The organism is Carnobacterium iners, assembly GCF_900177385.1.
Taxonomy (GTDB): Bacteria; Bacillota; Bacilli; order Lactobacillales; family Carnobacteriaceae; genus Carnobacterium_A; species Carnobacterium_A iners.
The window spans coordinates 774,730-801,618 of record NZ_FXBJ01000002.1; the positions used below are offsets into that span (position 1 = coordinate 774,730).

Below are 26,889 nucleotides of genomic sequence, written 5' to 3' on the forward strand. Positions count from 1 at the left end.
AACTTAAAGAAATGAGGAATTAAAGTATGAAATGGTGGCAGAATGCAGTAGTCTATCAAATCTATCCAAGGAGTTTCCAAGACTCTAATGGAGATGGAATAGGTGATTTGCAAGGAATTATCAAACGTTTGAATTATTTAGAGTTATTAGGGATTAATGCTATATGGCTTAGTCCTGTTTACCAATCTCCAAACGATGACAATGGCTATGACATCAGTAATTATCAAGCCATTAACGCTGAGTTCGGAACAATGAAAGACATGGATGAGTTGATAGAAAAAGCTAGAAAAAAGGGAATCCATATTATAATGGACCTAGTAGTCAATCACACATCAGATGAACATAACTGGTTTGTAGAATCAAAACAAAGTAGAGACAACGAATACCGTGAATATTACATCTGGCGAGATCCCGTTGATGGAAAAAGACCAAGTGATTTAACCTCATCTTTTAGCGGTTCTGCTTGGGAGTTTGATGAAGAAAGCGGACAATATTACTTGCACATGTTTAGCAAAAAACAGCCTGATCTGAATTGGGAAAACCCAGCTGTAAGAAAAGATATTTATGAGATGATGAATTTTTGGTTAGATAAGGGAATTGGTGGATTCCGCATGGATGTTATCGATCAGATTAGCAAAGACTTAGAAAATAACGTTACAAATAACGGTCCTCGACTTCACGAGTTTATTCAAGAAATGAACCAAGAAACAATCAGGCAGTATGACGTGATGACAGTAGGCGAAACATGGGGTGCTACAATTGATAGTGGTAAGAAATTTTCTGATCCCAAAAGAAATGAACTATCAATGATTTTTCAATTTGAACACATAACTCTAGATGAGCAACCGGGGAAAAGTAAATGGGACTTGAAGCCTCTTAATTTAGTAGAACTAAAAAAAGTCTTAGCTAAGTGGCAAGTAGAACTTGGTGATTCTGGGTGGAACAGCTTATTTTGGAACAATCATGATACACCTAGAATTGTTTCACGGTGGGGAAACGACCAAAATTATCGAGTAGAGAGCGCTAAAATGTTTGCAATTTTACTGCATTTTATGAAAGGAACCCCCTATATTTATCAAGGAGAAGAAATTGGAATGACCAATCAGCCAATCAAAGATATTTCGGAGGCAAGCGATATTGAGACGGTTAATTTATACCGTGAACGTTTAGAACTGGGTTATAATAAAGAAGAGATAATAAAATCAATTAACACAAAAGGGCGAGATAATGCTCGTAGACCGATGCAATGGGATAATACCCAACAGGCTGATTTTACTACTAGCATACCTTGGCTTTCAGTAAACCCAAATTACGATAGAATTAATGTCAAACAAGCTTTAGAAGATAAAAGCTCTATTTTTTATACGTATCAGCAATTAATTAAACTACGTAAAGAAAATCCATCACTTGTATTTGGTGATTTTAAGTTGTTGTTACCCGATCATCCAGCGATTTTTGCTTATGAAAGGACGTATCAAAATGAGACGTGGTTGGTTGTTGCAAACTTTTCTGAAGAGCCAACTAGCTTATCGTTGACTGACCAATCAGACAAAAGTCAACTAATTATTTCAAATAGTACAAGAAAATCTTATGATTTAAGTGACTTGTATTTGGAACCTTATGAAACGTTTTGTATAAAAAAATAGGATTCTTCTAATAAGGACTGCAAACTTTTTGTAGTTATACGTAGTTACTAAATTAAATAGACAATAGATAGATAAATTAGATTAATTTTAATTAAAAATACGTGTAAAAGAAGGAGAAAATAAATGGACCAGTTACTGAAAGGAACAGAATGGGAAATTTGGGAAGAAAATATAGAGCCTGACCTAATAAGGCACAATGAAACTCTTTTTTCGTTAGGAAATGGACACATTGGAACGCGAGGTAGTTTAGAAGAAGGGTTTTTAAATAAAAAATTCATCATAAATGAAGGAACCTATGCAAATGGCTTTTTTGAAACAGCACCTATTATTTATGGGGAAACAGCCTATGGATATGCAAAAAATGCCCAAACTATTTGCCAGATTCCTAATGGAAAAGAAATGAGTTTTGCGATTGATGGAGAGTGGTTTCAGCTAGAAACAGGTACTGTATCAAAACACAAGCGTATCTTAAATATGAAAGAAGGAATTCTTAAACGCTCTTTTACATGGGAAAGTTCAGATGGAAAAGTAATCGATGTAGCTATCGAACGATTTATTTCCTATGATATTCCCGAAATACTGGCCGTTTCTTATCAATTAACACCGGTAAATTTTACTGGAGAACTAACATTCAAGACTTGTGTAGATGGTAAGGTCAGCTTACCATCTACTGTGGAGACTTTAATAGATGATCCTCGAGTAATTAAGCGTGAAAAACTTGATTTTCGTACTCATTTAGCCTATGAAGAAAACCAAGCATTTTTAGTTGTAGTGACAAAAGAAAGCAACTTACGGTTAGTAGTAGGGCAAAAAATTAATAGCTCATCCAACAAAAAAAGCCACTGCATAAAGACAGATGAAAGGATTATAAATGAACTCATTATAAAAGGTACTGAAGGAAAAACGGAAAGAATTGCGGTTTTAACCGGTTATAGTTCATCTTATTCTGAGTCTGAACAAGATAAGACTAATATTAAACAATTAGGAGAGACGTTACAAGAAGTAGAGAAAATGGGCTATGAAAAACTTAAAGAGAAGCACTTGAAAACGATGGATTCTTTTTGGGAGCAAAGCGACATTCAAATTAAAGGCGACGATTTATTACAAAAAGGACTGCGTTTTAATTTATTTCATTTAAATCAAGCAGCGGGACGTGACGGGTTAACTAATATTCCAGCTAAAGGACTAACTGGTGACGGGTATGAAGGTCATTATTTCTGGGATACAGAAATGTATATGCTTCCCTTTTTTGTTTATACTCAACCTAAAACTGCCAAGTCGTTACTCTTATATCGCTATTCTATTTTAGAAAAAGCAAGAAATCGAGCTAGAGAAATGGGAGTTGAACAAGGAGTCTTATTCCCATGGCGGACAATCAATGGAGAAGAATGTAGTGCTTATTATCCAGCAGGTACAGCACAGTTTCATATTAATGCTGATATTGCCTACGGAGTAAAGCTGTATTTAGAAGCTACAAACGACAAAGATTTCAGATACGCTGAAGGATTCGAGATTTTAGTTGAAACAGCTCGATTTTGGATGGAGTTTGGAGATTACATCCCTGGAAAAGAGAACACGTTTTGTATTAATGGCGTGACTGGTCCGGATGAATATACTGCTCTTGTTAATAATAATTATTACACTAATCGTATGGTGAAAACAAATTTAGAATACGCTGCTAAACTAGCTAAAGAAATGTTAAGTCGACCAAAAAAAGAATTAATTGAGAAAACCAAAACAATAGTTGTTGAAAAAAATGAAATTCAGCTTTGGGAAAACGCTGCAAAAAAAATGAATTCACCGTTTGACGAAGAAAAACAATTAACGAAACAAGACGATACATTTTTTGATAAAACGGTATGGGACTTTGAAAACACGCCTAAAGAAAAATATCCTTTGCTACAGCATTATCATCCATTAATGATTTATCGTTACCAAGTCAACAAACAAGCAGATGTTGTATTAGCGCAATTGCTGCACTCTAAACAAATTTCACAAGAACAAAAAACTCGGGATTATCATTATTATGAAGCAATCACAACCCATGATTCTTCTTTATCCAGATCTGTTTTTGGAATGATGGCAAGCGAAATAGGTGAAAAAGAAAAAGCGTATCGTTACTTCATGGATACAGCTTTAATGGATCTTACTGATCAACAAGGAAATACAAAAGACGGCATTCACGCTGCTAATATGGGTGGGACGTGGATGAGCATGGTGTATGGATTTGCAGGAGTAGCATTACAAGAAGACGAATTATCTTTTTCTCCTCGGTTACCTAAAGAATGGCAAGAGTTGAGTTTTAAAATTCATTTTAGGGGTAGTAGGCTTAAGGTTACATTATCTGGAAGACAAACGGTGTATGAATTACTATCAGGTGAAAAGTTAATTTTCAGGCATCACAATAAAAAAGTCTCTCTTGAGGAGACGCTAACGATTAGGAATGAAGACTAATCTATTAACGATTTTTTGTTTACGAAAGAAAAATTCATAGACCCCTGCAAGTTATACAGATACTTTTGTATAACTTGCAGGGGTCTAAATACTATTCTCAATGATATAATTAAGACAGTTTTCCTAATTTTTCTATAAGTGGCTGAGATATTTTTTTAGAAAAGAAAGAAATAAGTGGCCCAGCGAAGAAACCAGTAATAATAGTAGAGATTCCGACAGGTCCAGCAAGTAAATAAGCTCCTAGAACGATAAACAGATCTTGTCCTACTCGAACAGGTGTGTAGTTCCAACCTGTTCGATCAGTTATGACCGGTGTTATTGCATCGTAGGGAGAGACCCCTAATTTTGTATCCATATATAAGGCCACACCGAGAGTGAAAATCATGATAGCTACAACAGCAATGATAAGACGAATAGCTAAATTTATTTCTCCTATATTAAAAAAGTTTTTGAATAGATCACCAAAAAAACTAACTTGATAGCCTATTAAAATCATATTGTAAATAGTTCCCCAACCGATTAACGATCGTTTTAAGAAAAATACAATCGCTAAAATGATAAGATTTAAGCCGAGTTGGTAGTTTCCTAAACTAAAGCCTAGTAAAGATGAAGCACCTTTGTTTAGTGCAGTAAATGGATCTAATCCCATATCCATTGATTCACTTAGAGCAGCACCAAAACTGATAAAAGTAATTCCGATGATAGATGCTAATGAGCGTAAAATAAAGTCTTTCCAATTGATTGACATAATTTCCTCCATTTTTAGAAATTTAATAATTGATTTTAGTATTTTTAGATACGTTTTATCCAGGCATGATTATTTTTAGTCAGCAATTCTTCAGCTTCAAGTGGACCAAATGTATTTGCTTGATAATTTGGAAAAGGAGGTGCTGGTAGTTGCTCCCAAGCGGATAGAATACTGTCTGTAATGCGCCATTGTTCTTTGATTTCTGGAAAAGTTGGAAAATAGATTCGCTCCCCAGCTAAAGCATCATGAATCATATTTTCGTAAGGGTGGGCAATGTATTTGTCTTTGAATGTCTTTCTATCAGGACCGATAAAGGTAGTCAAGGGTTCGTATTTATTATTTGGCGTTTTTTGATTTAAAACTAGAGAAAAACCTTGTGTAGGTTCGGCCATAAAAGTTAGTCTTGTAGGCACATCTAAAGCTTTTTTGCCAGTTGGCTTCAATAAGATATCAATTGCGGTGTAGTCTTCTATTAAAGCTTTTCCTGTTCGCAAATAAAAGGGTACACCTTTCCACCGAGGTGTATCAATAGCTAATTCTATTGCTACATACGTATCTGTATTACTGTCACTGGGGACGTTTTTCTCATCACGGTAACTCTTGAATTCTCCCAAGCTATCTGCTTTGTATTGTCCACGAACGACTTTTTTTTCAACTTGTTCTTTTGTAAATAGTGGTAAATTTTTTAAAATTGCTAACTTGTTAGCATGAATAGACTCGGTTGTTAATTTATCCGGTAACTCCATAGCGACTAAAGACAAAATTTGTAGCAAATGATTTTGAAACATATCTAATAAGACACCGGTTTTATCATAGTAGTTGCCACGTGTTCCGATAGATAAGTTTTCTGGTAGGGAAATTTGAATATTTTCGATAAATTGGTTGTTCCATATACCTTCAATAAACGGATTGAAAAACCGTGTAGCTAAAATATTTTGGATGAAATCCATTCCAGGAAAATGATCCATATAATAGATATTTTTTTCATCGAAGACGTCTAAAAAGAGATGGTGGTACTTTTTTGCAGCCTTTAAACTGTCTCCAACAGGTTTTTCTACAATAACTCGGTGATTTCCTTTTAATTCAGTAATTTGTGCTTTTTTAATATTATTGGTTGTTTCACCGTATAATTCAGGTGAGATAGAGTAGTAATAGATATATTCTTCAGGTGTTTCAAATTCTTTTGATAATTGTTTTAGTTTTTTTCGTAGCTCTTTTAAGTCTTCAATATTTGTATTATCCGTAGCCAAATAACGACAATGGTCTAAGAATGCCTCGTTTAGTTTCGTAAAGTTAGGTCCATTTTCAACAGACTTCTTTACGTATTTTTGAAATGCTTCATCTGACATAGTTGTACGTGCAGCACCTATTAGAGCGAAGTTTTCTGAAAGCAATCCTCTTTGATATAATTGATGTAAAGCAGGTAGTAACATGCGACTAGTTAAATCTCCCGTAGCACCAAATAAAACTATTAAGCCTCCACTTTGTTCTTCTGACATCTTTATCTCATCCTTTCATTAAATTTTGTATTTATTGACGTCAACGATTCCTTGTTCTCACTGGTTATATGAATAAGGGTTATATCTACACAATACCATGTATTGATCAACTAGTCAGAAACGATGCTCAGTCTAGATTTTATTAAAGAGCTATAGCTTTTGTTTAACCAACTAGTGACTAATTATTTTAACAGGGTGTGTAGCAGTATCCTTTTTTGATTTATCTTTTTAAATTTGTCATAATAGATAAAGTGTACAAGTTTAAATAAACTATTCTTTTTTACATACAGACTTAAGAGATAAAAAATAGAAATATCAAATTAATTTAAAATAAAAGGAGTAGAATCATTCATGGGAGCTGTACTTACACAAGCGATTAGTTTTTTATTAGTTATTCTAGCAGCGTATCTTTTCAAAGTTGCGAATATATTAGAAGGAAAAGATGGACGTACCATTTCAAAAATTATATTGAACTTAACTTTACCCGCAACAATCATTATTGGGTTTAACTCAGTAGAATTAAATAAGATATTATTCATTATGATAGGATTAGGATTATCGGCTAATATTATCTTTATAACGTTTGGAGGACTTATTTGGCGTAAAAGAAAAACGTCTGATCAAGCGTTGATGATCTTCAGTCAAGGTGGATACAATATTGGGAATTTTACAATTCCATTTGTACAAGGTTTCTTCCCGCAAGCTATTCCATTTATTGGAAGTTTTGATACAGGAAATGCGTTAATGCTTTTTGGAGGGACTCCTATTCTAGCAGATAAACTTACTGGCCAAAATCGTGGCGCGAGAGGGATCGGAGAAGTTGTTTTCCGACTTTTTCGTTCTCCAACTTTTACAACGTATATTATCATGATTCTATTAGCATTAATTAATATCACTATTCCAGAAAATATTCTTTCAGTAGTTAAATTATTCGCTAGTGGCAATGCCTTTTTATCTATGTTTATGATTGGTCTGTATTTAGAACTTACTATTTCTCGAAGCGATTTAAAAAAAGTAGCACAGCTTCTTTTCACACGTTATACTATCGGAATTTCATTTGCACTAGTCTCTTACTTTTTACTGCCTTTACCAGAGATTGTTCGTTTATCTTTAGTTCTTTTAGCACTTGCTCCAATAGCTACGGTTTCTACAATTAACATGGTCGTTTATGGCAATAAAGAATCTCTTTCTGGCTTTTTATCTTCCGCTAGTATTATTCTTTCATTGCTATTTATGACACTTGCTCTTGCTTTGATTATGTAAAAATAAATAGTGGTAATCTAATTCTTCTCGATGCTATTTTTTGTAGATGGAAATAAAAGATACTAATCAAGATAGAAAAGAAGACTACCTAATCTTTAGTTTGATTAGGTAGTCTTTTAAGATTTTTTTTGCTAAAAAACGTTAATAGGTGAAGTATCGTCTTAACTTTAGACTAGTTAATAACTTACGGGATTTTATTTTCTGGAAAACGGTATAGACTAGTTTAACTAATTCTCTATTTTCTGAATTTCTTTTTGTTTTATTGTAAACTTTTTTAAGGAAATAGACTCTTTAATAGTGAAGGGCATTACGAGGATGTTAGAAAGGAGTAGTCATGGATTCAAAATTATTGTTAGAATTATACAATAAACAAGCAAAAATGATTTATTTTTATTTGAAAAAGAATAGTTGTAGCCATGAAGATATTGTTCAAGAGAGCTATATGAAGTACATCATCTATAGTAGCGATGTTTCTTCTGATAAAGCTTTATCGTATATTTTACCATTTCTTTAAACGAATTTAGAAAACTAACGAAGAAAAAAGGAAAAGAACGAATAATTTCAATTGATGATGATGCTTTTTGGAGTCATTTTTCAAGTGATCAAGAAACTGAATCTAGTGTTTTACATATTGAGACAAGTTAGGAAATCGTAGAAACACTAAAAAATACAAAGGAAGTTTTTAGACACTTGCTGCTTTTAAAATATGAGCTAAACCTCAGTTATAAAGAAATAGCTCTTTTGCTGGGTATGAAAGTAGAAACGGTTAGAACTTATTTATTTAGGGCAAGAATCGAATTTCAAGAAATCTGGAGGAATTTATATGAATGAATTTGAAGAAGATATTTTTGATGAGTCAAAGATAGAAAAGGCAATAAAAAAAGGGAAAAGAAAAACAATTGTAGTTATCGTTTTTATTTCGATTATTGTTTTTTTTGTACTTAATCTAGTTTATTTTTTTATTTATTCCTACTTTAGTCAACAGGCATTTGAGCAATGGGACTCCTACATTCAACTTAGTACTCCAAATGGTTTTATTAGTGAAACAATAGAGACTAGGGGTTTTTTAGGCGGATAGACCCAATAAAAAGTGTCTAAAGATATGAAAATTAAGTCTGTAGCGATGGAACAAAAGCAATATAAATTTGGTTTGAGTCCCTCTAATTCGATATCACGAAATATGAGCGGAAGTATCGGAACCAATGGTGAAGATTGGCAAATGACTTACAAAGAGAATGGTTGGCGTAATTTATTGTTTTTCCATCCAGCTGTTTCTTATAAAGAATACAAGCAAGATAAAGACCTTATTAATCAGATGGAAGGAGAAAAAATATATGAAGTAGCTCTATCTTTTGATAAACCATACAAGCAGAGTGAATTACCTTTATATGAACTTCCTGCAATGACTTGGTTTTGGATAAATACCTATACGGATAGCCAATTAAACCAGTTCCAGCAAGAAACAAAAGAAAATGATTGGTCTTCAACCTTTATTAGAGAAAATGAAGCTCTAGGACTATCTGTAAACTCTTCTATATTTTCAAGTATTGAACTAGATCAGGAAAACAAAGACTTTTTAAGGCTCTTAAAAACAAGTATTTCCGATGAACACACTAGCGTTTACAAAACGATGAAAGATAAAAATATCAATGATGTAGAAATATTAGGAATGGTTGTTTACGGTACAAAAGAAGAAGTGGCAACCTTTATAGATAACCCCATCGTTAAATCCTCTTCACTAGGAGGATTTATTGGTAACCACTGATATTTTTTCAAAACGCATTTTTTTGGTGAAAATGAGATGGATAAAAGCTATAATTTTATTTGCGTAGACATTGATAAGTATAAAAAATGTTTGATTTAAATACATAAAAAATCTCAGGTAAGATTAATTCAAGATAGATAAAATGATAAGGTAAAATAAAGTTAAGCATTAAAAAAATTAGTTGTACTTATTCCTTTTGGATTTTTCTTTTGAAAAGAGTATATCTAAAAAAGTTAGACTAAAGGCAATACCTAGACCGCTGGAAAAACTTTTTAATAAATCGACTTTTGAGGATTTAATAACAAGATCAAAGAGAGAAGTTAAGGCAATAAATAAGAGCAATAGGGCTACAAATTTAACGAATCTTTTTCTTAGGTCACTCCAGCTATACTTTCTCGCATTCATAAAAGTCATGAATGGAACGTATATCAGGAGAAAGAACGTAAGGCATACATATCCTGTCAGAAAATGAAAAGAAAGAGGATGATCGCTATCTGTATAAACAATAAAAAGCGAAAAGATAGTTGCCAAGGTGAATAAGCTGAACAGAATTTTTGTAAAAAATATTGTTTTATTTTTTTTCATTTTGAACCTCTCTCACATAAGGATTATTTAATAATCTAGAACTGTCTTTATAAATAATTTAATTTTCATCTTTAAAACAGACGAATTCGCCATTCGCGACTCGCTTAGCAAGGACTACTGTTTTACCGGTGACTGCAAAGCCATGAATTTATAAGTTTTTAGAAGGACTGCTTTCTGATAATTGAAGTTGTTTCTTAGAATAATTTATTCGTTTGCCAATTCTTAGTTCGTGATAGGAGGGACGAAGCATATCTTTTAGTGGTCTGTATATTTCTGTTGTGAAATAACTAGAAGTATAGCCAGTATAAAAATAAGATTTCTTCAACAAATTATGTAACTTAATTTCAAGTCTGTCTTTTGAGAATAAGGTTAGATGATTCGTATCGTAAATACCCAGATTCTTTTTAACCTTTTCTAAGTCTTTTTCAGCGTAATGATGGAATTAAACCAAGCACTGTATGACACCATAATTATTTTGATGTCTAACCAATTCTCTACGATATAGCTCAGGGGCATGAAATCTTATCGTATTTTTTTGTATCTTTTTACTTGTTCGATTGGCGATAAGATAACGCTTTTATTTTTTGCGAACACCACTGTTTTTTTTCGTTTATATAATAATGCTGTGAATTGTAATCTTTCACTTCAGTAATGAGTATGCCAGCATTTTTTCTTAATAAATATATCGGGTCGATCACTATTTAATAAGGATTGAAAATGAATTTTGATTGAGCCATCTTGAGCGAATTCGTTTTTTAAGGTATGAAGTAAATGACGTTCTCCTTTTGTTGGTTTTACTTTTAATTAAATGATTTCGTTAAGTGTAGGGGAAAATTCGGTCATGAAAAGCCTCCTATTTAGTAGAAATAGTTTTTGAAAAGTGTAGCCTTAATCTACTTTATCGATAGCGTTTATCCATTCTTTAGTTGCAATTAAAGAATAGACTAAATAAGAGTACAACAGGTTAAAAGCCTATAGTTATATTATAACCTATCTTAAATAATATAACTCAATCTAATTCAAAAAATGAACAGAAAGCAACCTATCCATTTTTTGGATTTCTTATCGTATGCCATTATTTTTTACGATTTTTTATAATATAGTAAAAGTACCATATAAACAATAATATCTCTATTGAAAGGAAGATTCACATGAAAAAACAAAGTTCTAATACAACAATTAATCTCTTTTTTTCTAAATTATTTAAATACATAAAATCGTATATTCGGAATCCTATTTTTATAGGGTTCTTTTTTTATAGGGGTCTCTAATATATGATTGTGCAATATACTATATAAAATCATGTATCATTTTTGTGAAAGGAAAGAGCTTTTTAAATGAGCTATAACGTCCACCTATTACGTATGCAACAAGAAATAAACGACTTTTTATTCTGTTTACGACCCAATCAGCATGCCGAACGCGATGTGTTTCTGTTTTTGATCGGTATTAATAGCGGATTACGCATGTCGGATATCGTTAATATTGAAGAAACAGGACATTTTAACATCAAAAAATCCCCGTTTTGTGGAAAAAAAGACGGGGAAAACACGCATACTGTATTTAGGGAGCCTTCAGAATCTTATTCAGGACTACGCGAAAAAAATAAATCCGAACGATTATTTATTCCCCAGCAGCAAAGGAGGCCATTTGGAAGTCAATACGGTTTACCAGATTTTTCAAAAGGTCGCTAAGCTGTTAGGAAGAGATGATATTGGCACGCACACGCTGCGGAATACGTTTGGTTACCATTACACTATAAGAAAACCAAAGAGGTGGCCACCCTCATGGAAATATTCGGTCACAGCAGCGAGAAAACCACCAAGCGCTATATTGGGATAAATGAATACGAGATCAGCGAGACATTATTGAATTTCAGACTAGGTTTTTAGTTTTTTAAGTTACATTGAGAATGAATGAATCTATTTTATAGTTTCCGAACGGGTTTTTTTCTTATATTTTTCCTAATTAACATATGAAATACTGTAAATTAAATGTTCATACATTGTTTCTAATAGGAAATCTCGATACCCAGTCGGATCGATATGAACCCGATTTAAATGGATTCAATCCAGGAGATGCTCGCGACACTAGTACACCGAAAACTCTTGCCACTATCATTCGGGCGTTTGCGCTAAGTGACTTGCTTCCAGATGATAAGCGTACACTGTTCACAGATTGGCTATAGGGAAATGCTATAGGAGGTACGCTCACTCGTGCGGGCGTACCTCAAAACTAGCTGGTCGGTGATAAAAGTGGGGCTAGAAGTTATGGAACTAAAAAATGACATTGCAGTTGTTTGGCCACCAAATAGAGAACCCATTGTTATCGCAATTCTTTCCAGCCAAGATAGAGAAGATGCCACATGTAATGATCAACTAATTGCTCGGGCTACTGGGGTTGTCATTAACGCCCTGAAGTGAATGCAAAAAGTAGAGTAGTTTGAGTAAGTTCGGAGCTTCATAGTCTTAAAAGTGTACGATCTAAATAGACAAAGAACATACGTGAAAGCCTTACCAACTTGTTGACTATAAATTCATGCAATTCTTTGGTTGAAGGAGGGTGTTCTTCTATTTTTTAGACATAAATTTCACTATAAGTTTTATAAACTCCTCGTATGAAGAAGTGTATTTATTTCGTTGGTTATAACACTTTCGAATCGTTTCCACTAACCAAAATGGTACAGGATTTCCATCGATCAAATGATAATATTGTTCATATCCTTTTTTTAGATCTTCCCACCTGAAATCATTACCTGGCAGTATATATTCAGAGACATCGAGTATTTTTGCTCTTCCGTTTTGAAGTAAAATATTTTTTAAATGGATATCACGTGGGTTAAGGTCCTTAGTACGAATATATTCTCTTGCATCCTCCACGTCACTGATAACTTGTGCTGGAATGTGAATCCCTAGTAGCAGACAGTCAAAGAGAGTATTTCCTTCTTCGTAGCTTAAAATGAGGCATTCGTCATCAGAAGCAAAATAGGTTGCAAATAAAGGTGAATCTCCTAATATCTCATAAACAGTTGCTTCAACTTTTACTTTAGCCTTTTTGTCCTCAGCATATTTTTTAAACGCAAAACCTGGAATGTTTACCGATTGAAAAACGGCCGCATCTGTCCCCAAACCTATACATTTCAGGTCATCGGCGCTTCCACTTATAGTTACAGGATCGTTATTTGGATGTGAAAAAACAGTCATTTTAGAAAGCGAATCCATTGCTTTATCCCAATCGTTTTCCATATAATCTTTCCTTTCATTAACCTTGAATAAAACGAACGAATCTAATAACCTAAAACCCGTTGTTTCGGTTCCCACAATCCCATTAATTTCACTTCATATTCTCTTGATTCTCCATGTGTAGGATATGTTAAAATTTTCTTGTGTATTGTTCATAATCAAGAGAGTAAGGAACACCTATTTTTTTCTATCGCCTAACATACCATATGATTATCCCAAAGGCAACAGGCCCATTATTCGGTGATTATAAAATATCTAGAAAACACAATCATTGGTTCCACATTCAGAGTCCTGCACAATTAATGGATTGAAATAAATCTAATTTACTTTGGCTACACGATTTGACATGGAGCGTAACGACGGTGTTTCTTGATAAGATCTTCTTTTGATTGAAAGAACTGTCGACTATAGAAACGTTCAACGTCAATTTAAACAATTCCGTATGACGGAAACTGCGAATGTTCTTCCTCATTTATTAAGAGAAGCTGAGCAGCATTCCTGGACGTACCAGGAATTACTTGTCGCATTATGTAGTCATGAAGAAAAGCGTAGAGAAGAAAAAATCACTCGGAAACATCTCAATTGGGCACAATTCCCTTTTGAGATGTCTCTAGAGGACTTTAATACACTAGGCGATATTGCACTGAGTGATCACCAAATTAATCAACTGAAAGAATTCGATTGATTGAAACAAGCCTTTAATCTTTTTTTTTAGGACCACCAGGTGTAGGTAAAACCCATATCGCTATTGGTCTGGAGTTAGCAGCAATCCATAAAGGTAAACAAGTCTCTTTTTTATCAATGGCTGAACTAGTTTCGTTATTAAAAACAGAAAGTTATGTGAGAAAGTCTGAACTGCGGTTAATACGTATCGAAAAAGCAGAGTTAGTGATTATCGATGACATGTTGTTCATGGCCACGGAAACAAATGAGGCGAATTTTTTTTTCAACTTGTCAGTGATTTGTACGAAAAAAGTTCCATTATCCTAACCTCCAATAAGGGACCGGATAACTGGAGTAAGATGCTGGGAGATCAAGGAATCGTAACCGCAATTTTTGATTGTATTCTCCATCGCTGTGAAGTTATCCATATGGATGGAGAAAGCCATCGAATGAAAAATAGAGAAACAATATTTGATTAATGAAAGTGCACAAAATTAATTAGCAAAAAGTGCACAATTGTAGTTGACAGTTACAATGGGAGATTAAGTAATTAAAAGAGAAAAAATAACTTCTAATAGTCAGTCGTTTTTTCCTTTTTAATTTGTTAAATTTTTCCAAAATTTTTTTAAGACATTGAAAGATATTTTTTCATTTTGTGAAGCCAAATGCCCTACCTAATTCAACAAGTTGAATTAGGGCTTCATCATAGCGGGCTGTTATTCGGCAACAAACGCATGGGAACCCTCTTGCAGTCCCAAGCGTTTCTATCCGATAACAGAAAAGAAATTCAAGAACCGCAAAAACTATTTCCGCATTCCATTTTATTGTATTAAAAAAAATTTTTGTCTAAAGGAGTTCTAATTGCTAACGCAAAAGAACTCCTATTTCTTGATTTCCTTTTAACCTCATGATTGTAGGCTAGCCAACAAAACGGAAAAAATTCAGCTTTTGAGCTAACACTCTGGCTTAACAAAACGAAAAGAAGATTTTAAAAATGACAAAAAGAAGAGAAATAATAAACTATATCAATGTATATGAAAATGAAGTGCTTGTTGGGAAAATAGAAGATAAATTAGAAAGTATTGCTAATCTAGTTGCAAGTGCTTCTCCCTTTGAAAGATTTACCTTAGTTGATTCTTTTGACGTATTAATTTTAAAAACCAGAGGAAACTTCTTAGATTCTGTTCCGGATAAAAGGTTACTAAAAGAATTATTAGTATTTCTAGTTCCTTTACGAACAGGAGAAAAGGAACTAAATCCAGTTGTTTATAAAAAAGTAATCAAAAAATAGATTGATTACGATTGAAAAAAACAGATAGTAATAATGACTTTGAAAAGGAGATAATAAAATGAAGATCTATACACCAGAAGAAATAAAAAAAGTAGAAAAGATAGATATAATTTTATTTTGTGGAGCTAAAGGAATAGAGGCAATAAGAACAGGACACAAATATTATCGTTTAGCCGAACATGATTCTTTAGTTATAAATACCCACTCAAACTATTTTGTATGGAACAGCCAGCAATATTATTCATTTTGTACAAGCTTACTTTGATTGTACTTTTTACAAAGCAATGGAAGTTCTTTCAGCAGAAACTTTTGCTACTAAAAATGTTGAAAACCAAAAAAAGAAAGATTTTATTTATACTATTAATACTGTCGAAGATACTTCCAGAATAGAACGGTACTTAGCTAAACGAGGTATTAGTACTTACTTAACTGGTTTATTTATTGGTTTAGGGTTAATTAGTCAAGATGATAAAGGTAATGTTGTCTTTAACTGGTTAAAAGATCAGGAGCTAGTAGGTTACACGTTAAACGGAGTTTATAAATATAAGGATCAAAAAACAGGTAAACGTAAGTATTATAAAAAAATTGGTGCTAATTCAGAATTAAATTATGGATTTGTCTTTACTTTTGGCACTAAAAATAAAGCTGAAAATTTATATATTTTTGAAAGTGAAATAGACTTACGATTTTTTAATGACTAGTCTTTTTCTTCGATAAAATCTAACAATAGGCTATTAAATTCTTTAGGGTGGGTTTCCATTGAACAATGAGCTGCGCCTTCAATGACGTTTACTTTAGTCCTTGGAATAAGCTCTTTAAGTTTTTTATATTGTTCTTCAGGAACCCATGTGTCGTTCTCTCCGGTAAGAAAGAGAATAGGGATTTTATTTTTTTCAAGTTTTTCAAGAGGCTTGCTTTTAGTTGTTTTAAGAAAATTTGGAATAAAACTAGGCGTTTCACTTAATTTTAACGCATTAAGGTAGCCCTCAACTTCTTTTTTAGAGGGATTTCTACCATAAGCTGAAGAAAGAAAAGATTCTATTCTCGTATTCGTCAGTATAACATTACTATAGACAACATCTATTGCTCTTCTAATTGGAGCATAATAAATTAAATTTGGAATAGCTGAAGGGTTGTTATCAAATAATGCACCTGAAACTAAAACGAGCTTTTCGGTGTCTTCTGATCGATTCATCGCCATAGCTGAAACGGTCCCACCACCCATGGAATGTCCTACAAGTGTCCAATCTAATTTTCCGGTATCTTCGGCTAAAGATAAATCAATAGTGTCTAATAGACTCCATAAAAGCTCGCTTCTCGCTTCTTGGCTGTGGTCTGTACCTAAACTTTTGTCACTGTATCCGAAACCAGGTAAATCTACCGTAAGTACGAGATAACCTTCATCTTGTAACTGCTGAACGTTATTTCGCCACGAGAAAGTTGATCCTCCAAGACCATGAACCATTATTATTTTCCCTTTTGCTTCATCTGTTATTGGTGAATAAAAACGATAATGAAGATCGATAGTATCTATATTTTGGAAGCTACTTTCGATAAAAGGCTTTTCATTTGTTGGACCAGACGTTTTAACAGTAAATAAATAAGGCAAAATACTTATTGATACAAAAATAATTAATATAAATAGAAGAATTCTCTTAATCCATTTGTTCATTATTATCCTCCTCATGTGCTCTCAAAATAGTAGCAATTTTATCTTAATAACTCTGATGTAAGTTGTCTAGCATCATCTAATGGCCCTTCTTAAATATATCATACTCCAAATCATTTAGAGTATTTAACATAAGAAGAGTCTAGAATGATAGAGAACTAGTTTTTCTTTTCTTCATGATTAAGCCAACTGTTAATAAAAACAGCGATATAGACAATTATACTCAACAAAAAATATGAGATTAGGGATACAACTAATCCAGCATAGAGAGACATAAAAAAAATAGAAAATAAACTTGATTCTCCACCTGAGCTGAGAAAAATAGCGAAACTATATAAGAAAAAGATTACCAGACTAAATTTTTGAATTTTTCTTTTAGCTGCATGACTGATCATTCTTGAAGACCTCCTAATAGACTATAAAACGATTATTTAAACCTGAGTTCTATTTATATTATGCTGAAATTTCAATTAAAATATAAAATATAAAACATCACTAGTGTTGCATGAAACATATAATGTTTCACAAATTCATTCATATTATTCCAATAGACAAAAAAGTCCTTTATACTGAACTCAGATGACTCATCCAAGACCAATAAAAAGGACCCAATACATGGATAAGTATAAAACAAATTCTGCTTTTAATAAATGGTTTTCTTCAATTAAGCTAAATCTTTTACCAAGCCCTATTCAAAAAAAATTAGTGACTTTGATAAATACCATAAGAAACTTAGTTTCTCTCAAGCTCTTCAATTTTTTCTTCATGGGATCAATGACGAAAAAGAAAGTCTTAGGGAGATGGATGCGGCTTTTGTTTCGAAAGAACTCCAAAAAGAAATGGGTATGACTAGTATTAGTTATTCCCAGCTCTCTAGAACTCTCTCAAAAATAGATTCAGAGATTCTTTTAGCCGTTTTTAGTCAGCTGGTCAGTCAGGCTAAAAATAAAAAGCCCGTAACAAAACGAAATAGTCTCTACCTAATTGATTCTTCGACATTTTCACTTAATCAAAATCTTTATAAATGGGCTGATTTTCGTAAAACAAAATCAGGAGTTAAGCTTCACTTAAAACTTTGTTTTATGGATAATGACCATTTTTACAAAGATGAATTTACACTGACTAACGCCGTCGAGCATGATACAAATCAGTTAGAAGTCTTAGTTAATCAACCTGAAGCGACTTATGTGTTTGATCGCGGTTATCTTGATTTTGAACGGTTAGATACGATTCACTGGCAGGGCTACTTCTTCGTAACAAGAATCAAAAAGAATACAAAAGTCCATGTTTTAGAATCATTAGTAGCTTCCAAGAGTGATTCCGTTACTAGCGACCAAATGGTCGCATTAGGTGCTCAGAACCATCTAACATCCAGATTTCGTTTAGTAACCGTTCAAGATAAAAAGGGAAAAACTCTCCAGTTTATTACCAATCGTTTTGACTGCATCTCTACTGATATTGCAGAAATGTACAAAGCGCGTTGGCAAATAGAGTTGGCAAATAGAGTTGTTCTTCAAGCATATTAAACAACATATGACGATTAAAAAGTTTTTTTCGAAAAGTGAAAAAGGGGTTGTCAATCAGTTGATTTTAGCAATGATTGCCAGTTTGTTAACTTGTTTGATTAAGTTAAAAACAAAAAGTAACCAGTCTGTTTTCCAAATCAAACGATTTTTTCGTTATCTGTTATTTCAACCAGCAGAAGAATGATTTAGCCTTTTGATACCGACTTAGATCCTTAAAGAAAGGGTGTCGGTTGGCAATGGAAACAGTTGAATAAACAAAATTTTCTGGAAATAGTCATCTTTTGCGAAAGCACTCCCTTTTTTTGCCTTTTTCTAGAAAAACAAGAAATGAGGTCAATCAATTTATTTTTATGCAACACTAGTGATAAAAATAGCACTTTAATCCTATTAGAATGACAATAGATAAAAAGATTTTTGAGAAGAAATGTTCAGAAACAACTACCTAAGTAGGTTCGTATTAAAAGAATGAGCTACTTGACAAAAAAAGGTTACAAGTGTAAACTTAAATTACAACGAACGATTACGTTTGTAAACTTAAAAAAAGGAGAATATATAATGAAAACAGCGACTCCAATTAAAATTACAGAAGCAGAATGGGAAATTATGCGTGTAGCTTGGGCTAGTGGAACGGTTACTAGTAGAGAAATTATTAAAGTCCTTGAAAATAAAAAGCAGTGGAAAGCGACCACTATCAAAACGCTAATTGGTCGATTGGTTGATAAAAAAGCATTGATGACAAAAAAAGAAGGGAATAAATTTATTTACTCAGCTTTAGTAACTGAAGAAAATAGTATGGAATTCTATACTGATGATGTTCTCACCCGAGTTTGTACTAAACATAGGGGACAGCTTATTAGTAACATGATAGTTGATACTATATTAAGTAAATCTGATATTGAAATGTTAAGAACATTATTAGAACAAAAAGAAATAAAAGCACTAGATGAGGTTCCGTGTAAATGTGTAACCGGACAATGTGAATGTAACTTACGTCACCACTAAGAAAAAGGGGAGATAAAGTGGAGAACAAAACTTTTAGTATAGAGGGAATGACTTGTGCTTCCTGCGCACAAACTATTGAAAAGTCTATAAATAAATTACCAGGTGTAAAAGCAGTAACAGTTAATCTAGCAACGGAAAAAATGACTGTTCAGTTTGATGAATTATCTTTAACAGAATCAGATATTCAAAAATCAGTTGCAAGTGCAGGATATAAGGCAGTATCGAATATACGGAAAAAAACTTTTAATATAGAGGGAATGACGTGTGCTTCTTGTGCACAAACTATTGAAAAGGAAACACAGAAACTTCCAGGCATGGAAGTTTCAGCTGTCAATCTAGCGACAGAAAAAATGATAGTTCAATATAATCCAACTATACTGAATGTATCAGATATAACGAAGACAGTTGCTAATGCGGGATATGAAGCACATGAAGAAATAGATTCTGCTAAATCAGTTGATTTAGATCAGGAAAAGAAACAGCAGCACATTAAAGATGTCTGGCATAGATTCTTAATGTCGACTATCTTTACGATACCCTTATTGTACATTGCTATGGGGCATATGTTAGGTCTATCCTTACCAGAAATCATTGATCCATTAGTACACCCAATAGTTTTTTCTCTAACTCAATTACTGTTAACACTACCAGTTATGTACTACGGACGTAGCTTCTTTATAGTCGGTTTCAAGACGTTATTTAAAGGACGCCCAAATATGGATTCTCTCATCGCTCTTGGTACCAGTGCAGCATTTATTTATAGCTTATTTGGAACCTATATGATTTATTTAGGGGATACTAGTTTTACGATGGCCCTTTATTATGAATCTGCAGCCGTTATTTTAACACTTATTACTTTAGGAAATTATTTCGAAGCTGTTTCAAAAGGCAAAACCTCAGAAGCTATAAAAAAATTAATGGGCCTAGCGCCAAAAACAGCTCGTGTGTTACGAAAAGACCAAGAAACAGAAGTAGCGATTGATGAAGTACAAGTTGGAGATGTAGTTGTTGTTCGACCAGGTGAAAAAGTACCTGTTGATGGAATCGTATTAGAAGGAAGCACTTCAATTGATGAGTCGATGTTGACAGGTGAAAGTATGCCGGTTGAAAAAAATCCTAGTGATAAGGTTATCGGCGCAAGTATTAATAAGAACGGAAGCTTCCAATATAGAGTGACAAATGTTGGTAAAGATACCGCATTATCACAAATTATCAAGTTAGTGGAAGATGCTCAAGGGTCAAAAGCTCCAATTGCAAAATTAGCAGATAAAATTTCTGGGGTTTTTGTCCCAATTGTTATCGTACTTGCTATTTTTGCTGGTTTAGCCTGGTTCTTCTTAGGACAAGAGTCATGGATTTTTGCTTTAACGATCATGATCTCTGTCCTTGTAATTGCTTGTCCTTGTGCGTTGGGCTTGGCGACACCTACGGCTATCATGGTAGGTACAGGAAAAGGAGCGGAAAACGGAGTCTTAATCAAGAGTGGAGGAGCTTTAGAAACGACTCATAAAATTAAGACAATTGTGTTTGATAAGACAGGGACTATCACTGAAGGTAAGCCTAAAGTGACTGATATTCTAACTGTGAATGGTTTTTCTGAAACAAACCTCTTAATTCTAGCTGCTTCCGCTGAAAAAGGTTCGGAGCATCCACTTGGTGAAGCGATTGTTAATGGAGCTAAAGAAAGAAATCTAGAATTGAGAAAGACAGAATCATTTAATGCTATTCCTGGACTTGGTATTGAAGTGAGTATTGATGGACAACATTTATTGCTTGGAAATAAGAAGTTAATGGATGAAAGACAAATTTCGTTGGGAAATCTAGCCAAATCTTCAGATGAACTGGCTAGTCAAGGTAAAACTCCGATGTATATTTCAAAAGATGGGAAAATTGCTGGGATTATTGCTGTTGCAGATACCGTTAAAAAAAATAGTTTAAAAGCCATTGAAAAGCTACACCGAATGGGTATTGAAGTAGCTATGATTACAGGAGATAACAAACGCACTGCAGAAGCGATTGCTAAACAAGTTGGTATTGATCGAGTGCTGAGTGAAGTATTGCCAGAAGACAAAGGGAATGAAGTGAAAAAACTTCAGGCTGAGGGTAAAAAAGTTGCCATGGTCGGAGATGGTATCAATGACGCGCCAGCATTAGCACAAGCAGACATTGGTATCGCTATCGGTTCTGGAACAGATGTGGCAATGGAATCAGCTGATATTGTTTTGATGAGAAGTGACTTAATGGATGTTCCAACAGCTGTGGAATTAAGTAAGGAAACAATTAAAAATATTAGAGAAAATCTATTCTGGGCATTTGCTTACAATATTTTGGGCATTCCAGTAGCAATGGGGCTGCTATATATATTTGGTGGACCTTTATTAAGCCCAGTCATTGCAGCGGCTGCAATGAGCTTTAGTTCAGTATCGGTGTTATTAAATGCATTACGCTTGAAGAGATTTAAACCATCTAATATAAAATAGAAGATGAAATAAGAGTAATTAGTAATAAGGTGTTCATCTAATTTATAGATTTTAATTCTAGCTATAAAATAGCCTAGTATAGAAAGACAATGAGATTCATAGTTTTCAAGAGTTAATAATAAAGGAGGAAATGAATATGGACAAAAAAAATAATCATACGAGTAGTAAAGAGAAGCAGCCTTCTCATAACCATATGAACCATAATCATGAAGAAAATAAAAAATCAGCCTCTCCTCATGATTTTCACGAGGAACATGAAGAACATGTCAGTCATGGCGGTGTGCATGAGCACCACCACCATGGTAGTTTTAAAGAAATATTTCTAAGATCACTCACATTTGGAATTATAATTATGCTGTTGTCTCCAATGATGGGGGTTACTCTACCATTCCAATTTTCGTTTCCCTATTCAGACATCCTTGTTTCTATACTCGCGACCGTATTAATTATCTATGGAGGTAAGCCTTTTTATATGGGTGCAATTGATGAGTTTAAGAAAAGGGTACCAGGAATGATGGCCCTTGTAACTCTTGGGATTGGAGTTTCTTATTTTTATAGTATCTATGCTGTTGTAGGTGGATATCTCACAGGCGAACACATAATGGATTTTTTCTTTGAGTTTGCTTCTTTACTTTTAATTATGTTACTGGGTCACTGGATTGAAATGAAAGCAGTTGGAGAAGCCGGAGACGCTCAAAAAGCACTTGCTGAATTAATGCCAAAAGATGCTGATATTGTTTTAGAAGATGACTCTATCGAGTCTCGTCCGGTATCACAGTTACAGGTCGGAGATGTAATTCGCGTCCAGGCTGGAGAAAACATCCCAGCAGATGGTGTGATCCAAAGGGGACAATCAAGAGTCAATGAGTCGTTATTAACCGGAGAATCGAAGCCGATTGAAAAAAATACTGGAGATAAAGTAATTGGTGGCTCAACAAATAATGAAGGTGTTTTGTATGTTGAGGTACAAGAAACTGGAGATAAGTCCTTTATTTCTCAAGTACAAACGTTAATTAGTCAAGCACAAGATCAACCTTCACGGGCTGAAAATCTTGCTAACAAAGTAGCAAGCTGGTTATTTTATGTCGCAATTGCGGCAGCTGTCATTGCATTTACCGTTTGGCTATTCTTAACGGATGTACAAACCGCAGTTTTGTTTACGGTAACTACTTTGGTTATTGCTTGTCCACACGCACTAGGGTTAGCTATTCCTCTTGTAGTTGCACGAAGCACTAGTTTAGGTGCAAGCCGTGGGTTGTTAGTCAAAAATCGTGAAGCGTTAGAATTAGCAACAAAAGCAGATGTAATGATTTTAGATAAAACAGGAACCTTAACCACTGGTGAATTTAAGGTTTTGAATGCAGAAACGTTGAGTAAAATCTATAGCACGGACGAAGTGCTGGCTTTAATGGTTGGAATCGAAGGTGGATCTAGCCACCCTATTGCTCAATCTATTGTGGGTTATGCTGAAAATAAAAGGGTTAAACCGATTAACTTTGATTCTATTGATGTGGTGTCCGGTGCTGGAGTTGAAGGAGAAACAAATGGTCATCGCTATGAATTAATCAGTCAAAAAGCATTTGGACAGAAGATTGAATTTGATGTTCCAAAAGGAGCTACAGTTAGTTATTTAGTTGAAGAAGGAAAAGTAATTGGCGCGGTTGCTTTAGGTGATGAATTAAAAGCAACTAGTAAAGAGCTGATGAACGTATTGAAGTCTCAAGGAATCAAGCCTATTATGGCAACTGGGGATAATGAAAAAGCAGCTAAAGGTGTTGCAGAAGAATTAGGGATTGAATATAGAGCGAATCAATCTCCACAAGACAAGTACGATTTAGTAGAATCATTAAAAAATGAAGGGAAAACTGTCATCATGGTGGGAGATGGAGTAAACGACGCGCCTTCTCTTGCTTTAGCGGATGTCGGAGTAGCTATAGGAGCAGGGACACAAGTAGCGCTAGATTCAGCTGATGTTATTTTAACGCAATCTGATCCAGGTGATATTGAATCCTTTATCGAGTTAGCTAATAAAACAACACGTAAGATGAGACAAAACTTAATCTGGGGAGCTGGTTATAACTTTATTGCGATCCCGATAGCTGCGGGGATCTTAGCTCCAATCGGGATCACCTTAGCTCCAGCTTTAGGAGCTGTGCTAATGTCAGTTTCAACTGTCATCGTAGCCATCAATGCAATGACTTTAAAATTGAAAAGCTAACAAAATATGAAATATAAGCTTAAGAAAAATTACAGGCAATGTATTTTTTGAAATTTTAATATTCTTTAAATATAGGAATACATTGCTTGTTAATTAATTGGATTTTTTATGGACCACTCTAATATTAATAACAGATTTTTTTGAAAAAAACCTATTTGATGGATCTATTTTAGTTGCAACGGATACTATTAACGTACTTTATTTATTGAATAGATACAAAGGGAGGATGTAATATTTATGACAATAAAAGTGGCAATTAACGGATTTGGTCGTATTGGTCGGTTAGCTTACCGTAGAATCAAAGAATTAAATAGTACAGAATTAGAGGTTGTAGCAGTTAATGATTTAGTTGATAATGAAGACTTAGCTTACTTGCTAAAATATGATACTGCTCATGGTAGGCTTCCTTATACCGTAGAAGTTAAAGAGAACTCTCTTTTTGTTGATGGCGAAGAGGTTAAAGTATATAAAGAAGCAGACGCTAGCAAACTACCATGGGGCGAGCTAGACATTGATATTGTACTTGAGTGTACCGGATTCTATGTGTCTTCAGAAAAATCTAACGCTCATTTAGAGGCAGGAGCTAAAAAAGTAATGATTTCTGCTCCTCCTAAAGATGATAGTACAAAAATTGGTGTATACGGAGTTAATGAAAAAACATTGACTAAGGATGACCGTATCGTTTCTGCTGCTTCCTGTACAACGAATGCACTAGCATTGATGACAAAAGTATTAGTCGATGAATTTGGTATTCAAAGAGGACTAATGACAGGTTCGCGTTCATACACTGCCACACAATCTCTTCAAGATGCTCCTGGCGGCCGCAAGAAACGTGCAGGCGCACAAAATGTTATCCCAGCAACAACTGGTGCTGCTAAAGCATTAGGTAAGGTTATTCCGAAAGTAAATGGAATAATAACAGGGACGTCAACTCGTGTTCCAGTTATAACAGCAGGTTTCGTCGAACTTTACTCAGTACTCGATCAGGAGGTAACGATTGATAAGATAAATAAAGCTATGAAAGCAGCTTCGAATGAGGCCTATGGTTATACTCAAGATGAGGTGGTATCTTCGGATATAATTGGTGATACTCATGGTTCTACTTTTGATTCAACGTTAACTGAAGTAATGGATGCGAACGGAGGTCAGCTCGTAAAAACAGTTGCCTGGTACGATAATGAGTATGGATTTGTTTCTAATATGATTAGACTGCTAGAATATTTTGCAAACCTTAATTAATTCAATAGATGATACCCTAAATTTTACGTTAGGAGTAACGGGATGAAAACATGGATAACTATCACAGGGATAGAGTGTGCAACTTGTTCAAATGAGATTGGGGCAGAACTCCTAGTTACACATACTGTAGAAGATATATTTAATGGACTACACAAAAAAATACTCTTTATCCATTTAAAAAAAGGTATTGCTAAAGGAGTATTTTTAAATGCGATGAACAGGATACCCGTAATGTTAAACAAAGTCATAACGAAGTATGGGTGTACCTGTAAGTGTTGTGCAGATGTAAAAATTGATCTTTCACTGGATTAAGAAGCTTATCAAAGTTAGAAGTTAACTAAAAAATCAAAGGAAAAAGAGGAGAAAGTTATGAAAAACGAAGTTTTAGTAGAGGGTATGAAATGTACAGGATGTGCTAGTACGGTTCAAGAAAAATTTGAAGAAATCAAAGGTGTAGAATCAGTAGAAGTAAACTTGGAAAGTAAAAAAGTAATTGTAGAGAGTGAAAAAGAAATTAATAAAGAAACATTCAAATTTGCTTTATCAGGAACAAAATACTCAGTAGTTGACTAAGATAAAAATTGATGCTACTTTTATCTTTTAAATTTAACGTAATCTGAATAAGAATGAGGTATATAAGAATAGCCAGTAGAGTTAGTTGTTGTGACTTTAGTGCTAGTGGACATTCTTTCATGTCTCTATTTTTTGTATAAAAATAGGTGTAGGTAACTTTATATCACCAACACCATGGAAGAACTAACATTTTTTCGAAAATGCATGAGTACCTTAGAATAATAAATAAGGATCAAGACAGTGATTTGAAGGTAAGGTAGCCATACTTAATTGTAAAAACTAAACACAGTAAAGCTTGCAATAGCAAATAAAAAATGTTCGGCTAAACAACTTCTTTTCTTTGTAAACTAGTTCTCTTTGAAATTAAATAACCGACTATAAAAAATATCTCAAATAACCCGAACGCTAAAATAAAACTATGCATAAAAAAAGTTTCAGGCAAGATCAGTATAATCGAATCGGTGCTAGTATTAAATAACCAAGCATCATTATTAAAGGATACTTGGTGGAACAAGACAAATAGTGTATCAAAATTAACAAATAAAGTGGTAATCAGTAGCGGTGTTATCCATGATCCCCATCGAAAGAAACGACTAATATTCCAAATGACGCTTCTTTTTTCAGGTAGTTTAGAAATGAGAATGATCCTATCCCAGAGAACAATAAAATAATATAATCAAGTAGAAATAACTTTTTCACTTCGGAAAAATGAAAGAGGCCTTTTTTGGAACTTGGAAAGTTAGGCATTTCAAGTTCTGTTATCCAAGGAATAGTTAAGTAATTTAATAGGATACTGTAATTCTTTAATAGGATCTCTTTTGTCATTTCAATTCTATTGGCTATATTCAAATATTCAATATCAAATGCGTATAGCGGCATAAAACTTATAGTAATGGCAATTGACACCGAAAGAACGAAAAAGAATAGACAAATGAATCCCAACAAGTATATGGCTTTTGATTTCATGGTTGTTATCCCTCGTATCCGCTATCTATTTAGTTTAGATTTTATTGTATGCAGTTCTTC

22 protein-coding genes and 4 pseudogenes are annotated in these 26,889 nt (G+C 33.8%); 20 read left to right on the forward strand and 6 right to left on the reverse strand.

Going from position 1 to position 26,889, the window contains the following annotated elements:
- Nucleotides 1-26: 26 nt before the first annotated feature.
- A complete protein-coding gene (locus tag B9Y54_RS03975; protein WP_085559067.1) occupies nt 27-1,646 on the forward strand; it encodes a glycoside hydrolase family 13 protein in 1,620 nt (539 codons plus the stop codon).
- A gap of 123 nt (nt 1,647-1,769) precedes the next feature.
- Nucleotides 1,770-4,100: a glycoside hydrolase family 65 protein gene (locus B9Y54_RS03980; protein WP_085559068.1), complete on the forward strand. Its 2,331-nt coding sequence runs from the start codon at nt 1,770-1,772 to the stop codon at nt 4,098-4,100.
- Between the two features lie 109 nt (nt 4,101-4,209).
- Here the strand turns inward: B9Y54_RS03980 and B9Y54_RS03985 are convergent, their stop codons facing one another.
- Nucleotides 4,210-4,848, reverse strand: a complete 639-nt coding sequence (locus B9Y54_RS03985) for a YczE/YyaS/YitT family protein (protein WP_085559069.1) — start codon at nt 4,846-4,848, stop codon at nt 4,210-4,212.
- Between the two features lie 44 nt (nt 4,849-4,892).
- Entirely contained in the window at nt 4,893-6,347 is a 1,455-nt protein-coding gene (gene zwf, locus B9Y54_RS03990) for a glucose-6-phosphate dehydrogenase (protein ID WP_085559070.1), read from the reverse strand.
- 351 nt (nt 6,348-6,698) lie between these two features.
- Between zwf and B9Y54_RS03995 the strand changes: the two genes are divergently transcribed.
- The 5 genes from B9Y54_RS03995 to B9Y54_RS04005 all read left to right on the forward strand — a co-directional run bounded on the left by B9Y54_RS03995 (nt 6,699) and on the right by B9Y54_RS04005 (nt 9,375).
- On the forward strand, nt 6,699-7,610 hold the full coding sequence (locus B9Y54_RS03995; protein WP_085559071.1) for an AEC family transporter: 912 nt from the start codon (nt 6,699-6,701) through the stop codon (nt 7,608-7,610).
- A gap of 334 nt (nt 7,611-7,944) precedes the next feature.
- Nucleotides 7,945-8,124 (forward strand): hypothetical protein, encoded by a 180-nt coding sequence (locus B9Y54_RS12150; RefSeq protein WP_090005060.1) that lies wholly within the window; start codon nt 7,945-7,947, stop codon nt 8,122-8,124.
- A gap of 176 nt (nt 8,125-8,300) precedes the next feature.
- Nucleotides 8,301-8,441 (forward strand): sigma factor-like helix-turn-helix DNA-binding protein, encoded by a 141-nt coding sequence (locus B9Y54_RS13130; protein ID WP_200805351.1) that lies wholly within the window; start codon nt 8,301-8,303, stop codon nt 8,439-8,441.
- Nucleotides 8,434-8,688 carry a sigma factor regulator N-terminal domain-containing protein gene (locus tag B9Y54_RS12485; protein ID WP_200805352.1) on the forward strand — a complete coding sequence of 85 codons (255 nt, stop codon included), beginning with the start codon at nt 8,434-8,436 and terminating at the stop codon, nt 8,686-8,688. Before B9Y54_RS13130 ends, B9Y54_RS12485 begins: the two co-directional genes overlap by 8 nt.
- 24 nt (nt 8,689-8,712) lie before the next feature.
- Nucleotides 8,713-9,375, forward strand: a complete 663-nt coding sequence (locus B9Y54_RS04005) for an anti sigma factor C-terminal domain-containing protein (RefSeq protein WP_200805353.1) — start codon at nt 8,713-8,715, stop codon at nt 9,373-9,375.
- A 177-nt stretch (nt 9,376-9,552) separates the two neighbouring features.
- On the opposite strand, the gene B9Y54_RS12290 is transcribed toward B9Y54_RS04005, so the two are convergent.
- Nucleotides 9,553-9,960 (reverse strand): hypothetical protein, encoded by a 408-nt coding sequence (locus B9Y54_RS12290; protein WP_085559072.1) that lies wholly within the window; start codon nt 9,958-9,960, stop codon nt 9,553-9,555.
- A gap of 1,337 nt (nt 9,961-11,297) precedes the next feature.
- Here B9Y54_RS12290 and B9Y54_RS04015 point away from each other — a divergent pair.
- A pseudogene (locus tag B9Y54_RS04015) lies at nt 11,298-11,852 on the forward strand (tyrosine-type recombinase/integrase).
- A 678-nt stretch (nt 11,853-12,530) separates the two neighbouring features.
- Here B9Y54_RS04015 and B9Y54_RS04025 read toward each other — a convergent pair.
- Nucleotides 12,531-13,205, reverse strand: a complete 675-nt coding sequence (locus B9Y54_RS04025; RefSeq protein WP_085560500.1) for a serine/threonine protein kinase — start codon at nt 13,203-13,205, stop codon at nt 12,531-12,533.
- 382 nt (nt 13,206-13,587) lie between these two features.
- Between B9Y54_RS04025 and B9Y54_RS12910 the strand changes: the two genes are divergently transcribed.
- The 5 genes and pseudogenes from B9Y54_RS12910 (at nt 13,588) to B9Y54_RS04045 (ending at nt 15,857) form a co-directional block, all read left to right on the forward strand.
- Entirely contained in the window at nt 13,588-13,887 is a 300-nt protein-coding gene (locus tag B9Y54_RS12910) for an ATP-binding protein (RefSeq protein ID WP_256205824.1), read from the forward strand.
- A gap of 68 nt (nt 13,888-13,955) precedes the next feature.
- Nucleotides 13,956-14,344, forward strand: a pseudogene (locus tag B9Y54_RS12915) (ATP-binding protein).
- Nucleotides 14,345-14,859: 515 nt separating this feature from the next.
- Nucleotides 14,860-15,156, forward strand: coding sequence for a hypothetical protein (locus B9Y54_RS04035; protein WP_085559074.1), 297 nt, complete (start codon nt 14,860-14,862; stop codon nt 15,154-15,156).
- 58 nt (nt 15,157-15,214) lie between these two features.
- Nucleotides 15,215-15,421, forward strand: coding sequence for a hypothetical protein (locus B9Y54_RS04040; protein ID WP_085559075.1), 207 nt, complete (start codon nt 15,215-15,217; stop codon nt 15,419-15,421).
- Between the two features lie 19 nt (nt 15,422-15,440).
- A complete protein-coding gene (locus B9Y54_RS04045) occupies nt 15,441-15,857 on the forward strand; it encodes a DUF3991 domain-containing protein (protein WP_085559076.1) in 417 nt (138 codons plus the stop codon).
- On the opposite strand, the gene B9Y54_RS04050 is transcribed toward B9Y54_RS04045, so the two are convergent.
- Complete coding sequence (locus B9Y54_RS04050; RefSeq protein WP_159446049.1) at nt 15,854-16,828, reverse strand: alpha/beta fold hydrolase; 975 nt, start codon at nt 16,826-16,828, stop codon at nt 15,854-15,856. The two genes, B9Y54_RS04045 and B9Y54_RS04050, sit on opposite strands and share 4 nt — an antisense overlap.
- Nucleotides 16,829-17,440: 612 nt before the next feature.
- Here B9Y54_RS04050 and B9Y54_RS04060 point away from each other — a divergent pair.
- The 7 genes and pseudogenes from B9Y54_RS04060 to B9Y54_RS04090 all read left to right on the forward strand — a co-directional run bounded on the left by B9Y54_RS04060 (nt 17,441) and on the right by B9Y54_RS04090 (nt 25,863).
- Nucleotides 17,441-18,535 (forward strand): annotated as a pseudogene (locus B9Y54_RS04060) (IS4 family transposase).
- A gap of 371 nt (nt 18,536-18,906) precedes the next feature.
- Complete coding sequence (locus tag B9Y54_RS04065) at nt 18,907-19,353, forward strand: CopY/TcrY family copper transport repressor (protein ID WP_085559079.1); 447 nt, start codon at nt 18,907-18,909, stop codon at nt 19,351-19,353.
- Between the two features lie 17 nt (nt 19,354-19,370).
- Complete coding sequence (locus B9Y54_RS04070; protein ID WP_085559080.1) at nt 19,371-21,833, forward strand: heavy metal translocating P-type ATPase; 2,463 nt, start codon at nt 19,371-19,373, stop codon at nt 21,831-21,833.
- Between the two features lie 130 nt (nt 21,834-21,963).
- Nucleotides 21,964-24,051, forward strand: a complete 2,088-nt coding sequence (locus tag B9Y54_RS04075) for a heavy metal translocating P-type ATPase (protein WP_177173726.1) — start codon at nt 21,964-21,966, stop codon at nt 24,049-24,051.
- Between the two features lie 237 nt (nt 24,052-24,288).
- On the forward strand, nt 24,289-25,290 hold the full coding sequence (gap, locus tag B9Y54_RS04080; protein ID WP_085559082.1) for a type I glyceraldehyde-3-phosphate dehydrogenase: 1,002 nt from the start codon (nt 24,289-24,291) through the stop codon (nt 25,288-25,290).
- 42 nt (nt 25,291-25,332) lie between these two features.
- Nucleotides 25,333-25,602 (forward strand): hypothetical protein, encoded by a 270-nt coding sequence (locus B9Y54_RS04085; protein WP_085559083.1) that lies wholly within the window; start codon nt 25,333-25,335, stop codon nt 25,600-25,602.
- 57 nt (nt 25,603-25,659) lie between these two features.
- Nucleotides 25,660-25,863: a heavy-metal-associated domain-containing protein gene (locus B9Y54_RS04090; RefSeq protein ID WP_085559084.1), complete on the forward strand. Its 204-nt coding sequence runs from the start codon at nt 25,660-25,662 to the stop codon at nt 25,861-25,863.
- Between the two features lie 322 nt (nt 25,864-26,185).
- Here the strand turns inward: B9Y54_RS04090 and B9Y54_RS04095 are convergent.
- Nucleotides 26,186-26,829: pseudogene (locus B9Y54_RS04095) on the reverse strand (TIGR01906 family membrane protein).
- Between the last annotated feature and the right edge of the window lie 60 nt (nt 26,830-26,889).